Source organism: Bacillus sp. 220_BSPC (assembly GCF_001054655.1).
GTDB lineage: Bacteria > Bacillota > Bacilli > Bacillales > DSM-1321 > Peribacillus > Peribacillus frigoritolerans.
On sequence record NZ_JVPL01000263.1, the window covers coordinates 1 to 14,174 of the forward strand.

Consider the following 14,174-nt stretch of genomic DNA (forward strand, 5'->3'; position numbering starts at 1 on the left):
GTTCAGAATTTTTTAATTCCGAACCCCTTTTGTCTACAAACTGAGGCCGTCACTGGAAAGTGACGGCCTTTCTTATTCATTTTCCAATGAAGTTCGGTTTCCTTTTTTCCACGAACGCTTTTATTCCCTCTTGGTGGTCCGCTGTTTGGCGCATTTTCATCTGAGCAGCTTTTTCAATCTCAAGCATCTTAATTAATAGTGGGCGATTTTTTTCACTAAGGATCTTTTTCGTTTTAATCATGGCCTGCACCGGGCTTTGCAGCCAAGATTGCACTTTTTTCTCTACCGCATGTTCCAAGGTTCCGTCTGCCACTTCATGAATGAGGCCCTTTTCTTTTGCTTCAAGCGCTGTAAGCACTTTACCTTCCCAGATCAATTCTTTCGCACCCACTTCACCAAGACGGCGTTCAAGGAAGAAGTGTCCGCCGCCATCAGGGATTAATCCAATCCCGATGAAATTCATCGCAACCTTACTTTCCGAATCGGCAATAAGGTGATCCGTTGCAAGAGCTATACTCAACCCTAGCCCTGCAGCTGCACCATGAATGGCACTGATGGTCAATTTAGGCATGAAGTATAGGGTGGTCACCAATTCACTGATTCCATCCATCAGCTCATCGAAAGCGTTTTCTTTTCCAGGCGAGAGCATCATCTTAATGTCACCACCAGCGGAAAACGCTTTCCCATTCCCTTTTAAAATGACGACGTCCACTTCATCATTCTCGCTTACTTCCTTCAGGGCATTAATGAAATCATGCAGCATTTTCGGATTTAGAGAATTCATTGCCTCTGGACGGTTCATTGCAACAGTGGCCGTCCTGTCCGAATATGTGACTAAAACAGTGCCTGCAGGTGATGTGGATTCAATACTCAATTTATTTCCTCCTCTTTCGTTCTATGAATCTATTATATATTCATCAACCATTATGAGAATAGGGTGAAAAGTTATAATTAAACAAATATTCCATTATTTATTGATATATTTATCCTGAAGCTGATCACGCAATGCCCTTTTCAAAAACTTCCCAACGCCGGTTTTCGGGATTTCATGCAAAAAGACCACTTCATCCGGCAGCCACCATTTTGCAAACTGCGGTTTTAAAAATCCGATGATGTCTTCCTGGGACACTTGCCCCTTGTATGCCTCCTTCAGGACAACACAGGCGATCGGCCGTTCCTGCCACTTTTCGTGAGGCACTGCGATTACCGCCGCCTCAAAGATTCCTTCATGGGCCATTAAGGCATTCTCTATATCCACGGAAGAAATCCATTCACCGCCGCTTTTAATCAAATCTTTAGTCCGGTCGACGATTTTCACGAATCCTTCTTCATCAATCGTGACAACATCCCCTGTATAAAGCCAGCCATCTTTAAACGTATCCCCTGACCGCTCATCCTTAAAATACTCATTGGCAATCCAAGGACCCCTAATCAGCAATTCTCCCATTTCTTTCCCATCAGGCTTCACTTCGCCATCCTGACCGATCACTTTAATTTCTATCATTGGTGAAACAAGGCCCTGCTTGGCCTTCAACTCATAAAGTTCTTCTTCAGGGAGGTCTTCCTGATAGCTTTTGGGTTTCGATACAAATACGAGCGGGCTTGTTTCAGTCATTCCATATGCATGCAGGAATGGTATCCCATACTTTTGTTCAAAGGTTTTAATCATGCTTTTCGGAGCAGCCGACCCTCCGCATAAAACGGCACGAATGCTGCTCGTATCATGGCTGCCTTCTTCCAGCTCCTTCAATAAGCCCAGCCATATCGTCGGAACCCCTGCTGCGATAGTAACCTTCTCCGTCTCTATAAGCTCCGCCAAAATCTTTGGGGTGAAATAGGGTCCTGGCAAAACCATCTTCGTTCCAAACCAGACACTGGCAAAAGGCATGCCCCAGGCATTCACGTGAAACATCGGCACGACAGGAAGGGCCACATCACGCTCGCTTATTGCTGTAGAATCGGCAAGCCCCAGTGCAATCGCATGCAGTAAAATTCCGCGATGCGAATAAACCACACCTTTGGGGTTCCCGGTCGTGGCGGACGTATAACATATGCCGGCAGGTGCATTTTCATCCAAGGTTTGGATGAATGGCTGTTTCGGATTTCCTTCGGCTAATAATTTTTCATAATGATATATAGGTGAAAGGGTCGTTTCAGGCAGCTCATCTTTATCCGTCATAATGATATACCCTTCCACTGTCGTTAACTCATCTTTAATTGCTTCCAAAAGGGGGATGACATCCGGATCTATCAATAATAATCGATCCTCCGCACTATTGACGATATAAGAAACATGTTGAGGGGACAAACGCATATTGATTGTATGTAAGACAGCACCATGACAAGGAATCGCAAAATAAGCTTCTAAATGCCGATGATGGTTCCAGGCAAGCGTTCCAATACGGTCACCTGTTTGAATACCGAATTTTTCAAGATTACTGGTCAGCCTTCTTGTACGCTCAGCAATCTCAGCATATGTAAATGTGTGAATGCCACCATCCGTACGCGAAACTACCTCTTTCTTTGGAAAATATTTTTCAGCTCTCTCAATGATTTGAGTCATGATCAATGGAGTATCCATCATTACAATCTCCCCCTTATATTAAAAGCATGCTCATTATATATTCGACCAGAAAAAAAATAATCCTTTTTCCCTAGGTACCTTTTATGATTATTTTGAATTTGGGGTTATCTTGAAGATATTTCAAATAAAAAAAGGATCTAAACCAGATCCCTTTTTTTGATATTCTATTTGCCTGATTTCTTAGAATGCGGAAGCTCGTCAATGTTCCGTTTTACGATTATCCATTCGTCCATCGGACTTAGAAATTTAAACCATCATTAGTCCTTATCTAAAAAAAACAAAATCTACTTCCTGTAATGACTTTACCTTCGATCCATGGAAAGCTCTTTTAAATAGAGTAAGGATTCTTCTGCATAGGTATAAATTAAATCGATTGCGGGATAACCTTTACTTGCTTGAAAAGGATCAGCGCCCGGTGCCATGCATTCCACTACAATATGTCCATTGAACCCAGATCGGTTAATACCGGATGTGATTTTCCCAAAATCAATATGTCCCCTCCCCAGGGCTTGTCTATTGCTATCCGCTACATGGACGATTTCAAGATATTCTTTTGTTTTCAGGAATGGGGTTTCCAAATCTACTTCTTCAATATTCATATGATATGAATCCAATAGCATCCTTACCTTTGGACTTCCCACTTCCTGTACGAATCGCAAGGCATCTTCCCCACTGTTCACTAGGCAACTTTCGTACCTATTCAATGGTTCAATCACAAGTGTGATATTTAATTCACATGCCTTTCCCACTAATTCCTGAACTGAATCAACTGCCCATTTCCAGTCATCACCATTTAATCCCATTGGTGAAGTCTTTCCTACAGCGGAAGGACACACAACAAGATATTTCCCCTCTACCGCCTTCACTGCCTCCATCTGCCTTTTAAAATATTCTATGGCTTTGCGACGATTTTCAATATGGGCATTAGCCAAGTCATGTGCTTGATTGGGCCAGGCTGAATCGCCTGTCAACCCTCCAATTTCCAAGGACAATTCTTTGGACAGATGTAAAATGTCTTTCCAGTCATATTCGTTCACGGCTGCCCGTATTTCTATTGCATCATATCCTGTTCCTGACACGAATCGCATGATCTTATCTATAGGCATATCTCCAAAAATCCAGCTGCATATTGAAAATTTCATATCATTTACTCCTTATGCGGTTAGTAAGAACACTACCGAATTGTATCCCCTTCTCTCATTCAATTGTTCTAGATGGAACTGTCCTTGATCTTCAATAGGTGATAATAATGCTGATTTCACTTTCAGCGAATAACATGTGTTCCAGGTTGTTCAGCCTGCTTTAAACTTACTGGCATCCTTGTTTCTAGCGACCGTTTCGCGGCCCTAGCAATCCGCTCAGCTTGTAAACCGTCAAATCCATTACAACTCACCTCATGGTTCTCCAGGCATGCCGAGGCAAACTCCGTCACTTCATCCATATATGCCTGGGAATACCGTTCAAGGAAAAAGTGTAGCGGCTTTTCTTTCTTCACGTGATCATTTGTAGAGATTTCAACAGTTGTTGCCCTGTTGTTATTAACTTGCGCAGAGCCCTTATCCCCGAATATCTCAAGGCGCTGATCATATCCATAGACTGCACGACGACTGTTATCGATGACACCAAGTGCGCCATTTGCAAATTTCATCGTAATGACCGCGGTGTCAATATCGCCTGCTTCACCGATGGCTGAATCCACAAGTACAGCTCCATATGCGAATACCTCGACAACTTCACTTCCCATTACGTACCGGGCCATATCAAAGTCATGGATGGTCATATCCATGAATAAACCGCCTGAATCCTTAATGTAATCCGCACTTGGCGGTTGAGGATCACGGGAAGTGATTCGCAGGATATGTGGTAATCCGATTTCACCTTCTTGAACAAGTTTACTAACCTTTCGAAAACTTGGATCAAAGCGACGATTAAAACCCACTTGAAGCTTTACGCCCGCCTTTTTTACTGCATTGAGTGCTTCTTCCGTTTCTTCGACCGAGAAGCTGACAGGCTTTTCACAGAAAATATGCTTTCCGGCTTCTGCCGCTTCTTTAATGATTGCTGCATGTGTATTAGTAGGCGAACATATGAATACTGCTTGGATCTCAGGATCATTCAGCAATTCATGGTAATCTATTGTGAACACTTCGATTCGTTTCTCCATCGCCCATGGTTCTAAATGTTTGGCTGCAACATCAGAAACGCCTTTAATCCGGATTTGCTGAAGTCCCTTCAAATTATCTACATGTAATCTACCAATGCGTCCAGCACCAATAATTCCAACTGTCAGTGTCATTGACTCTCCTCCTGATTAAGCGCTTAACTTTAAATGCAAATCCACTGGGTCATAACCGGTGGAATATTTCTTTCTATATACTTTTTATATTTTGTTTAAGTCTCTTACTGAATTACGTTCTATAAGTAATGGTGCAAGCATGATTCTATGTCCAGACCTGTTCGGTTGCTCAATCGACATCAAAAGCTGGTTAATTGCGTAACATGCCAACTCATCAATTGGCTGAGCTATTGTCGTTAAACCTGGATCAGCTAATTCTGCATGTATGGTATTATCAAAGCCAATAACCGATATTTCATTCGGAATGAATACATTTTCCTTTCGGGCTTCATTCATGAAAATTGCTGCTATTAAATCGGTTGCAGCGAATATAGCAGTGGGTCTATCTTCTAACCGCAAAATTTCCTTGGCGGCCTTTCTTGCTTCTTCAATTTTCGATTTAGAGTGAATTACATGTTCTTCATTTAAACTGATCCCCTCATCGAGCAATGACTGTTTAAATCCCTCTAAACGCAAGCAACCGCTCGCCCTGTTTAATTCGGCAATCACTGCAACATGCCGATGCCCATTAGCCAATAAATACCGTCCGGCAAGATATCCGCCCCGAACATCATCCGTGGTGACAACATTGGTTTCGACGAAAGAGGGGTGGTCCACCGAAAACATCAAAAGTGGAATATTCCTGATATGAAGCTTCTTGAAAATCTTTCGATTCTTCGGTTCAGTGGCGATTATGATTCCATCCACCTGTTTTTTAATAAGAAGCTCTAAATAGTCATGTTCCCTTTCCAGTTGATAATCCGTACTGCATAAAATAATGGCATACCCGATTTCACGAGCATGGTTTTCCAATGCCCTGGCAACCTCAGCAAAAAAGGGATTTGAAATATCAGGGACAAGCACTCCGATAGTGAATGTTCTCTTACCTGTCAGCGCAGCTGCAACGGTGCTTGGGTGATATTCAAGTTCTTGCATGATTTCCGTTACCTTACTTCTCGTTTTATCGCTAATTCGGCCAGTATTATTTACCACCTTCGATACCGTGGCAATTGAAACGCCGGCTTTTTCTGCTACATCATAAATCGTAGGCTGCTTCATGTGTTTTCAAAACTCCTCCAAATTATCCTTTACTTTATTTTAGCATGAAGGAATTTTACAGGTACTATAGATTTCCTTATTTTGAAATACTCTTTAAGAATTCCAATTTTTCTTCCGCATTTTTTATTGTTATGATGTCAATTCCGCTATCTAACCGCTTATCGACCTTATCCCCATTTATAGCTTTCAAGGCATTTTCAACACCTTGATAACCCATGTTATATGGACTCTGGGCTATGGTGCCAGCTAGTTTTCCTTCCAAAATGGATTCAACCGCTTCTTCGGTTCCATCAGTGCCAATGACTTTAATATCCAGTCCTTTAGCTTCAACGGCGCGTAAAACCCCCAATGCCATATCATCATTTGCTGCAAAAACTCCCTTTACATCTCCATTTTTTTGCAGAATATTTTCCATTACTGACATCGCTTTCGTTTTATCACTATCACCAGGTTGTTCTGCAACAACTTCCAGACCTGCCTCTTCAAGGGCTTCTTTTGCACCTTTTATCCGCGCATCCGTAGCCGGATTGCCAAGTGCTCCCGAAATCAAGACCACTTCATCTCCCTTCTGAAGCGTAGAAGCCAACAATTTCCCGCCTTCCAGACCTGCAGTTTTGTTTTCTGTACCGATAAAGGTCGTTTTCCCTTCAAAATCAGCATCTGAATCTATAAGTATCACAGGTACATTCTGCGCTGCGGTTTCTAACACCGGAACGACCGTATCCGGTTGCGAAGGTGCGACGACGATGGCGCCAGGTGACTGGTTTATTTGATCCTCAAGCATATTAACCTGCTGGATCACTTCCGACTCCGCAGAAGGACCTACCACCGATACCGTAATTCCAAGGTCCTTACCAGCAGCTTTGGCTCCTGCCTCAACATATTTCCAATAAGGGCTTGATAAGGTTTTTAAAACGACTGCGACACTTTCCTCTTCACTGCCGCCCGCTTTTTTATCCCCATCACCGCAGCCAGTCACTAACGCCATACACGATATCACTAATGCCGCTCCAAACCATTTTAGTTTCCCATTCATCCTGTTACCTCCAAGTTTCATATTTGAAATGAATTAACGATCGATCACCTTTTTTTTCCTTTGCGTTGTCGGAGTACGTCTACAAACACGGCTGCGATGATGACGAAACCGATTACTGCCATTTGGAAATCGGCAGGAACGTTCAGGAGGTTTAATCCATTTCGGAGCACAGCTATGATCATTGCACCTATCAATGTACCCCAAACAGTTCCGACACCTCCCATGAAGCTTGCTCCTCCAATGATGACTGCCGCTATTGCATCAAGTTCATATGATTGGCCTGCGAGAGGGAAAGCGGAATTGACGCGTCCGACCATTACAAGCCCTGCAAGACCTGCCATTAAACCACTGATCGTATATACTATGATCAATACACGATCAACATTGATACCCGAGAGACGGGCCGCTTCTTTATTACCACCGATCGCATATATATAACGCCCTGTCTGGGTCCTTGTCAGGAATATATGAAAGATGATATATACCACTATTACTAACAGGAAGCTAACTGGAATGGGACCTACAAATTCACGCCCCAAAAATTGGATCAAATATGGAAAACCGGCAATCGGGGCTGCAGCCGTGATGATCAACGCGATTCCACGTGCAATGTTCATCGTCCCCAGTGTCGAAATGAACGGATGCGGCAAACGTAATTTCGTTAATAGCAGACCATTGAGTAAACCGAATCCAGCTCCTACGACCAGGCAGGCAAGTAGGCCCAAGATCGGACTGAATCCCATCGTGACTGAAACGATTCCCATAACCATGATGGAGACCGCAAGAATGGAACCTACAGATAAATCGATGCCGGCTGTTAAAATCGGAAGAAGCATACCGATTGCAAGTATGGCATTTATGGAGGACTGACGGGCTATATTCATGATATTGTTCAATGTCATGAACTTGTCCGACAAGAATGTCAGTACCGTCGTTAAAAGGATAAGACCGATTAATGGCCCGAACTTACTTACGTAAGTCTTAATGGTTCTACTTTGTTTTGGTAAATCATTCTCTGGTTTTTGTATGACTGCTTCATTCATAATTTCATCCCCCTGTTGCCGCTTTCATGATCCGTTCTTGAGAGGCTTCTCCTATCTCCAGGTCAGCGGTCATTTTCCCCTCACTCATCACTAAGACCCTATCGCATATACCAAGTATTTCCGGGAGGTCCGAAGAAATCATCAAGACAATGGCACCGCCTTCAACCAACTGATTCATTAAGCGATAGACTTCAACTTTTGCACCAACATCAATCCCTCTTGTAGGTTCATCAAAGATATAAACCTTTGCCTGTGTGCATAACCACTTGGCAATAACGACTTTTTGCTGATTACCCCCGCTTAGATTTCTGGCATGAAGATCAATATTATTTGGTCGTACCTTCAATTCCCTAATATAATTGTTTGCTTCTTCACGCAGACCTTTCAAATCAATGAGTCTGAATTTATTCGTGAATTTATTCATATTTGCCATGGCAATATTGAAATCAAGCGGTTGATCCAATAAGAGACCTTCGCTTTTCCTATCCTCCGTAATAAAAGCAATGCCTGCATCAATTGCATCCCTGGGTGATTTGATCCGAACCTCCTCCCCATGTATGTAGACCTTACCTTTTCCCCTGTCATCTGCACTGAAAATGGCTCTTGCCAATTCTGTCCGTCCAGCTCCGACGAGTCCGGAGATTCCGACGATCTCACCGTGTCGGATTGAAAAGCTTACAGGTTCTTTGGTTCCCGCCACTACTATGTTTTCGACCTTGAACCCTTCACTGCCAAGCGTAAACGATTGCTTAGGATATTTTTCATCCAGCGCCCGGCCGACCATCAATTCGATCCAATGATCGGTTTCCGTTGTCTTGACCGGCAGCGTTTCAATTTTAAATCCGTCTCGAAGGATGGTAAGCCTATCACCCATTTGCCTGATTTCATCCAACCGATGGGAAATGAATAAAATCGCTATGCCCTTTTGAGTAAGTTGTTCTACACATCGATATAACTGCTCTACTTCAGTTCCGCTAAGGCTGGACGTCGGCTCGTCCATAATAATTAATTTCACATCAAGGGTAAGCGCTTTCGCAATTTCCACAAGTTGTTGCTGCCCGATTCCTAGCTCCCCCAATTGCTTATCTGCAAGTTCAGGGCTTTGACCAAGCATTTCCAAACAGCGTTTTGCTTCCTGACGCATTTCCTTTTGATTAAGTAATGAGAATTTTCCGCCACGCTTCAATTCCCTTCCGAGGAATATATTTTCATATACCTTTAATTCAGGAATGACATTCAATTCTTGATAAATAGTCGCAATCCCTAGATTCATAGCATCAAGAGGTGTATCAAGTTGGACAGAATTACCTTCCCAAAAAATTTCTCCGGAATCTTTTTCGTATGCTCCCGTTAAAATTTTTATGAGTGTGGATTTGCCTGCACCATTTTCCCCTAGTAATACATGAACTTCACCCGCCATTACATCTAAATCAATTCCTTTTAAAACATGGTTTTGACCAAAACTTTTTTTAATCCCTTTCATTTCAAGGAGATTTCCTGAATGATTAATCATGGGCAAACCTCTTTTCGTCATTTACCATTTAAGAAAGCGCTTTCCTAACTAGAGTATATTTTTTTTATATTTACTTTTCAATATATTTATTTAATATTTCGTATTTTCTGAATTATTACCACAGATATAATGAATTAAGCTCAACCTTTTTTCCCGTTTGATAGGATTCACGTGCTGCAAATGCTATTTCAAGTGCCTTTATGCCATCGTCCACTGTTACACTTGGTATTCCTCTACCCTCAACTACCTGGAAAAAACTCGCGAGTTCCAAATGGTAGGCATCGGTAAAACGAGTTGGAAAATCGGGTAAAATATCATGCAGGTTACCCGATTTCGTTAAAATCTGTATATCATGATTTCGAAGATTCCCTATAAAGATCGACCCCTCCGTCCCAATGACCTCTCCACGGATATCGTAGCCATAATGGGCATTACGACTTGCCTCTGCATCTCCTGCAGCCCCAGATGAAAACTCCAAATAGGTAAGAGATTGATCAACATCTTGGTATTTTTCCATGAATGGGTATTTTAGGATTCTTCCATGAGCATGAACTGAAGTCACTTCGGAATTCATTAAGTACCGGGCAATATCAAAATCATGAATGGATACATCGACAAACATACCGCCGCTATGTTGGATAAACGCTTCATGGGGTGAATGTGGATCACGGGAAATACCGCGGAAGTAAATCGGATCACCGATATCACCGGCATTGATCCTATTTTTCGCTGCAACATAAGCGGGATCGAACCTGCGCATGAATCCCACCTGGCAAATGGTATTGTCATATTCTATTATTCTTTTAATTTCATTTGCTTCACTTAAATCTATCGTAAGTGGTTTTTCGACAAATATGGACTTGCCTGCTTCTGACGCTTTTTTCAACAAATCAAAATGTGTGCTTGTAGGAGAAGCTATGATCATTACTCCGATAGTATCGTCTTTAAGGATATCCTCTGGGTCGGACGTGAAAAATGGCACTTCCAATTCAGTTGCAACACGCTTTGCCGTCTCCATATCGACATCACATATTGCCGCAAGTTCCGCGTTTCTAATTCTTGTAACTACATTCACTGCATGCCAATAGCCAAGTCTTCCAAGTCCAAGTACAGCTGCTCGAATTTTTTTTGACATATTATTTTTTCTCCTTTTAGTTAACTTCCGTCAGCACGGACTTTCTGTTCAATGATTGGTAACTTTTTTCAAGATAACGGGCCATTTGAATCGAATGATCGACATTATAATCAGGGTTCTCCCCTTCTAAAATACAGTCATGGAAATGTTCAATCTGATTTAAATATTGATCATCTTTATATCTCTCAAAAAGGATTACATTACCATTATCATCTTTTACTGTTATTTTTCCGTGTTCATCATTCGATACGTCGGGTCGAAATGCAGAATCGACTGTAATGGATCCTTTAGGGCCAAAGATTTCATAACGATTAATAAATGGAAGTTCCAATGAAGCTGTAACTTCAGCAGTCCTTTTCTGAGCATCCAACAATAAACAGGTCGATGTCATGTCAACACCATTGCCTTGATTCATTTTGCCGCTCATTGTGATTTGAACAGGTTTAAAGCCAACGATTTGCGTAACTGCATGCAAGCCATAACATCCGACATCTCTCATGGCCCCTCCCCCTAGTTCCGGTTTCAAACGAATATCCCCAGAGTCTTCAAGCATCCAGGAAAAATGTGCTTTAACATGGTTGTATTCCCCGATCTTGTCGGATTCAAGTAATTCCTTAACTCGTTTATGCTGACAATGAAACTGATACATGAAGGCTTCCATGAAGACAACATCATTTTCTCGGGCTGCTGTTTTAACAGCGTGCATATCGGCTTCCGTTAAAGCTGCTGGTTTTTCAAGAAGAACATGTTTTCCCTTTTTCATGGCCTTCACCGCCCATTCTGCATGAAGAGAGTTAGGTAAAGGGATATAGACTGCGTCAATAGATGAATCTTCAATAAGATGTTCATACTTTTCATAAATATAGGACGAATTGAATCGCTTAGCCTTTTCTAAGCTTTTCGATGCTACGGCTACTAACTCTGCACGGTTTGAACGGCTTATGGACGGTAAAAATTCATCGAAGGCTATATTGGCAGCACTCATGATTCCCCAACGAATATTTCCCATCATTCACACTCCTCATATATTTTGGGAAAGCGCTTTCCTTTTTGCTATTGTAACTCACACATTTTCATTATTCAATTACATTTACAGAAATGCCGAAAATTATTTTTCAGAATTATCAGTCAGAATTATTCCAGTATAAAAAGCAATCTACTCTAAAGAAGATTAAAGAGCCACGACTTAATTTTTATGTTTCTTTCTAGAAAAAAGAGGAAATAGTAAAGATACAATTATATTTAGAGGGAGCTCATTTATGGTAAACAAAATAAACGAAGAACTAGAAGCTTATTGTGCGAGTGAATATTCAAAGCTATCACGGGTGATCGTCTGTGAACCTCGTCATATGGAGATCCGGGAGATCATTAACGAAACCCAAAAAGAGTTTCAAGAAGAAAATATCGATCAGGCACTTGCCTTGGAGCAGCACGCACAATTTACAAAGGCTCTAGAACATGAAGGGATTGAAGTCATAAAACTTCCGCCTCAATCTACATATCCGGAACAAGTCTTTACGAGGGATATCGGTTTCACTCTTGGCGAAACCGTTTACGTAGCTGAGTTGGCAACAGGTATCAGGCAGGGTGAAGAACAAATATTGAAATCCTGGCTCGAAACGAATGGTATTTCATATTTCAACCTCCTCAAAAATCATATTGAGGGCGGGGATGTCCTTATTGACGGAAAAACCATCTATATTGGAATCAGTGAAAGAACGGATGAAACATCCGTCAAGCATCTTCAATCCTTATTACCGGAATACGAGGTCATAGCGGTTCCTTTCATTGAAACATTCCTTCATTTAGACTGTGTTTTCAATATCATATCACCGACAGAGGCGCTTATTTTTCCAGAGTCCTTTACAAAAAAAGAGATGGATATATTAGCTTCACGTTATGACATGATCGAAGTGACGAAAGAAGAACAATTCACTTTAGGAACCAACGTGCTTTCGATTGGGAATAAAAAATTATTCAGTCTACCCTGTAATAAACAGGTAAATAGTCAGCTTCGTGAACGCGGATATGAAGTCATTGAAGTCGATATAAGCGAAATCATCAAGTCCGGTGGCTCTTTCCGTTGTTGCACCATGCCACTATTGAGGACAACGAAAAAGAAGACTGATTCAGCCTGAGCAGAATGAAAGAAACCGGACTAATATGGAAGTCCGGTTTCTTTCTCCTTTTTGTTGTCAAACATTAATTTTCAATGGAATTTGCGACCACCCCTTAAAAAGAATCTTCTCTATACATCAATTCAGTAGTAGTCTTAATATAATTTCAGAATCCTTTCTATTTAACTGTACATATTGGCTATGTTCATCCTTCGTCAATTCTACAATATTTTCATCAGTATTTACCCAAGCATAATATACGGAAATTCCACCTTCATTTTTCTCATCATTAAAATAAAAGATGAAGTCCGCCTTAGAATGATCCTTCTCCAACGCGAATTCTTCCCAAGCCGCATTCTTTACTATTTCTTTTGTTTTTTCTGTTTTCCCCATTTCTATCTTTTTTTTATATGCTTCGAATTTATAGTGTTTACCTTCATATTTTTGAACGGAAATATGTTCTTGCTTTGTCGTGCAACCTGAAGCCAACGTTATTGATAATAAGCAAAGGCCAACCAGGAGCGGTTTCCTTTTCATGACAAGTCATCTCCTTATACCCCAATGGATTAATTATCCAATATTTCTCATTATACTAGTCCAAGCAAAAGAGTAATAGGATTGTTTGTCGATTTTTTAACAGTAAAAAACCCTCAAGTTTATAACTTGAGGGTTTTTGAACCTTTATCCCTTGGTCATATGTGCTGCATTCATCCAAACCATACAGAAAATAGTTCCTCGTTGATGCCTAGATTGTACATATAATATATTCCGAAAAGCGTGCTTATCACACCTGTCAATCGGATGAGTAAGAGATTGACTTTTTTGGAGGAAGAGCTTGTGACAAAGGGGATGCTTAAAATCGTAGTGAACAGAAGCATACCTATACAAGTACCTACACCAAATATGATAATGTAGATTGCCCCCTGCCACGCTGCATCTATCGTACTTAAAGTAAGAAGGACCATTGCAGCACTGCCTGCAAGTCCGTGGACAATTCCCACTAACATCGATTTCAGATATGTAGCCCGGCCTGTATGGTCATGCCGCTTCGTTTGCTTCCAAGAAAAAATCGTCGTGATACCTAAATATACCAGCATGATTCCCACAAGAAATTCCAATGACATAGTCCAAGCTTCCGGAATTTCGTTTTTAAAAAGGATTAGGATGACACCGAACACCAAAAGAGTAAGTGTATGCCCGATTCCCCAAAATAGGCCTGCAAGTGAAGATTTCCATATTTTCTTGCTTTGGCTCGCAATCGTAGAAACAGCAATGATATGATCGGGTTCCAGAGCATGCTTAATGCCTAATACAAATCCAATCGCTAAAACAAGCAATAAACTCATTTCCAT

At 41.4% G+C, this 14,174-nt stretch carries 13 protein-coding genes; 1 reads left to right on the top strand and 12 read right to left on the bottom strand.

What is annotated here, in order from left to right; genetic code table 11:
* Positions 1-76 precede the first annotated feature (76 nt).
* From ADA55_RS20905 to ADA55_RS20950, 10 genes are all read right to left on the bottom strand, one after another.
* Positions 77-874 (bottom strand): enoyl-CoA hydratase, encoded by a 798-nt coding sequence (locus ADA55_RS20905; protein WP_034314728.1) that lies wholly within the window; start codon positions 872-874, stop codon positions 77-79.
* 93 nt (positions 875-967) lie between these two features.
* Complete coding sequence (locus ADA55_RS20910) at positions 968-2,584, bottom strand: long-chain fatty acid--CoA ligase (protein ID WP_048687364.1); 1,617 nt, start codon at positions 2,582-2,584, stop codon at positions 968-970.
* Positions 2,585-2,886: 302 nt separating this feature from the next.
* The gene (locus ADA55_RS20915; protein WP_048687366.1) at positions 2,887-3,726 is read right to left on the bottom strand and encodes a sugar phosphate isomerase/epimerase family protein; all 840 of its coding nucleotides are present in this window, start codon (positions 3,724-3,726) and stop codon (positions 2,887-2,889) included.
* Between the two features lie 122 nt (positions 3,727-3,848).
* Complete coding sequence (gene iolG, locus ADA55_RS20920) at positions 3,849-4,880, bottom strand: inositol 2-dehydrogenase (protein WP_048687368.1); 1,032 nt, start codon at positions 4,878-4,880, stop codon at positions 3,849-3,851.
* 84 nt (positions 4,881-4,964) lie between these two features.
* A complete protein-coding gene (locus ADA55_RS20925) occupies positions 4,965-5,978 on the bottom strand; it encodes a LacI family DNA-binding transcriptional regulator (RefSeq protein ID WP_048687370.1) in 1,014 nt (337 codons plus the stop codon).
* Between the two features lie 76 nt (positions 5,979-6,054).
* Entirely contained in the window at positions 6,055-7,014 is a 960-nt protein-coding gene (locus ADA55_RS20930) for a sugar ABC transporter substrate-binding protein (protein WP_053087443.1), read from the bottom strand.
* Between the two features lie 44 nt (positions 7,015-7,058).
* Positions 7,059-8,057 (bottom strand): ABC transporter permease, encoded by a 999-nt coding sequence (locus ADA55_RS20935; RefSeq protein WP_048687371.1) that lies wholly within the window; start codon positions 8,055-8,057, stop codon positions 7,059-7,061.
* A 4-nt stretch (positions 8,058-8,061) separates the two neighbouring features.
* Positions 8,062-9,570 carry a sugar ABC transporter ATP-binding protein gene (locus ADA55_RS20940; RefSeq protein WP_048687373.1) on the bottom strand — a complete coding sequence of 503 codons (1,509 nt, stop codon included), beginning with the start codon at positions 9,568-9,570 and terminating at the stop codon, positions 8,062-8,064.
* A gap of 115 nt (positions 9,571-9,685) precedes the next feature.
* A complete protein-coding gene (locus tag ADA55_RS20945) occupies positions 9,686-10,705 on the bottom strand; it encodes a Gfo/Idh/MocA family oxidoreductase (RefSeq protein ID WP_048687375.1) in 1,020 nt (339 codons plus the stop codon).
* Between the two features lie 16 nt (positions 10,706-10,721).
* Positions 10,722-11,714, bottom strand: coding sequence for a Gfo/Idh/MocA family protein (locus ADA55_RS20950; RefSeq protein WP_048687377.1), 993 nt, complete (start codon positions 11,712-11,714; stop codon positions 10,722-10,724).
* Positions 11,715-11,964: 250 nt separating this feature from the next.
* Between ADA55_RS20950 and ADA55_RS20955 the strand changes: the two genes are divergently transcribed.
* Entirely contained in the window at positions 11,965-12,843 is an 879-nt protein-coding gene (locus ADA55_RS20955) for a dimethylarginine dimethylaminohydrolase family protein (protein WP_181151556.1), read from the top strand.
* A gap of 117 nt (positions 12,844-12,960) precedes the next feature.
* On the opposite strand, the gene ADA55_RS20960 is transcribed toward ADA55_RS20955, so the two are convergent.
* Both ADA55_RS20960 and ADA55_RS20965 read right to left on the bottom strand, forming a co-directional pair.
* Positions 12,961-13,359: a hypothetical protein gene (locus ADA55_RS20960; protein WP_048687378.1), complete on the bottom strand. Its 399-nt coding sequence runs from the start codon at positions 13,357-13,359 to the stop codon at positions 12,961-12,963.
* 170 nt (positions 13,360-13,529) lie between these two features.
* Positions 13,530-14,174, bottom strand: a complete 645-nt coding sequence (locus ADA55_RS20965) for an urease accessory protein UreH (protein ID WP_048687380.1) — start codon at positions 14,172-14,174, stop codon at positions 13,530-13,532.

What these genes read in the sequence shown, in the direction of transcription:
- ADA55_RS20910 (WP_048687364.1), bottom strand. Translation starts at nt 2,584, where the DNA reads ATGATGGATACTCCATTGATCATGACTCAAATCATTGAGAGAGCTGAA.
- ADA55_RS20915 (WP_048687366.1), bottom strand. Translation starts at nt 3,726, where the DNA reads ATGAAATTTTCAATATGCAGCTGGATTTTTGGAGATATGCCTATAGAT.
- iolG (WP_048687368.1), bottom strand. Translation starts at nt 4,880, where the DNA reads ATGACACTGACAGTTGGAATTATTGGTGCTGGACGCATTGGTAGATTA.
- ADA55_RS20925 (WP_048687370.1), bottom strand. Translation starts at nt 5,978, where the DNA reads ATGAAGCAGCCTACGATTTATGATGTAGCAGAAAAAGCCGGCGTTTCA.
- ADA55_RS20930 (WP_053087443.1), bottom strand. Translation starts at nt 7,014, where the DNA reads ATGAATGGGAAACTAAAATGGTTTGGAGCGGCATTAGTGATATCGTGT.
- ADA55_RS20935 (WP_048687371.1), bottom strand. Translation starts at nt 8,057, where the DNA reads ATGAATGAAGCAGTCATACAAAAACCAGAGAATGATTTACCAAAACAA.
- ADA55_RS20940 (WP_048687373.1), bottom strand. Translation starts at nt 9,570, where the DNA reads ATGATTAATCATTCAGGAAATCTCCTTGAAATGAAAGGGATTAAAAAA.
- ADA55_RS20945 (WP_048687375.1), bottom strand. Translation starts at nt 10,705, where the DNA reads ATGTCAAAAAAAATTCGAGCAGCTGTACTTGGACTTGGAAGACTTGGC.
- ADA55_RS20950 (WP_048687377.1), bottom strand. Translation starts at nt 11,714, where the DNA reads ATGGGAAATATTCGTTGGGGAATCATGAGTGCTGCCAATATAGCCTTC.
- ADA55_RS20955 (WP_181151556.1), top strand. Translation starts at nt 11,965, where the DNA reads ATGGTAAACAAAATAAACGAAGAACTAGAAGCTTATTGTGCGAGTGAA.
- ADA55_RS20960 (WP_048687378.1), bottom strand. Translation starts at nt 13,359, where the DNA reads ATGAAAAGGAAACCGCTCCTGGTTGGCCTTTGCTTATTATCAATAACG.
- ADA55_RS20965 (WP_048687380.1), bottom strand. Translation starts at nt 14,174, where the DNA reads ATGGAAATGAGTTTATTGCTTGTTTTAGCGATTGGATTTGTATTAGGC.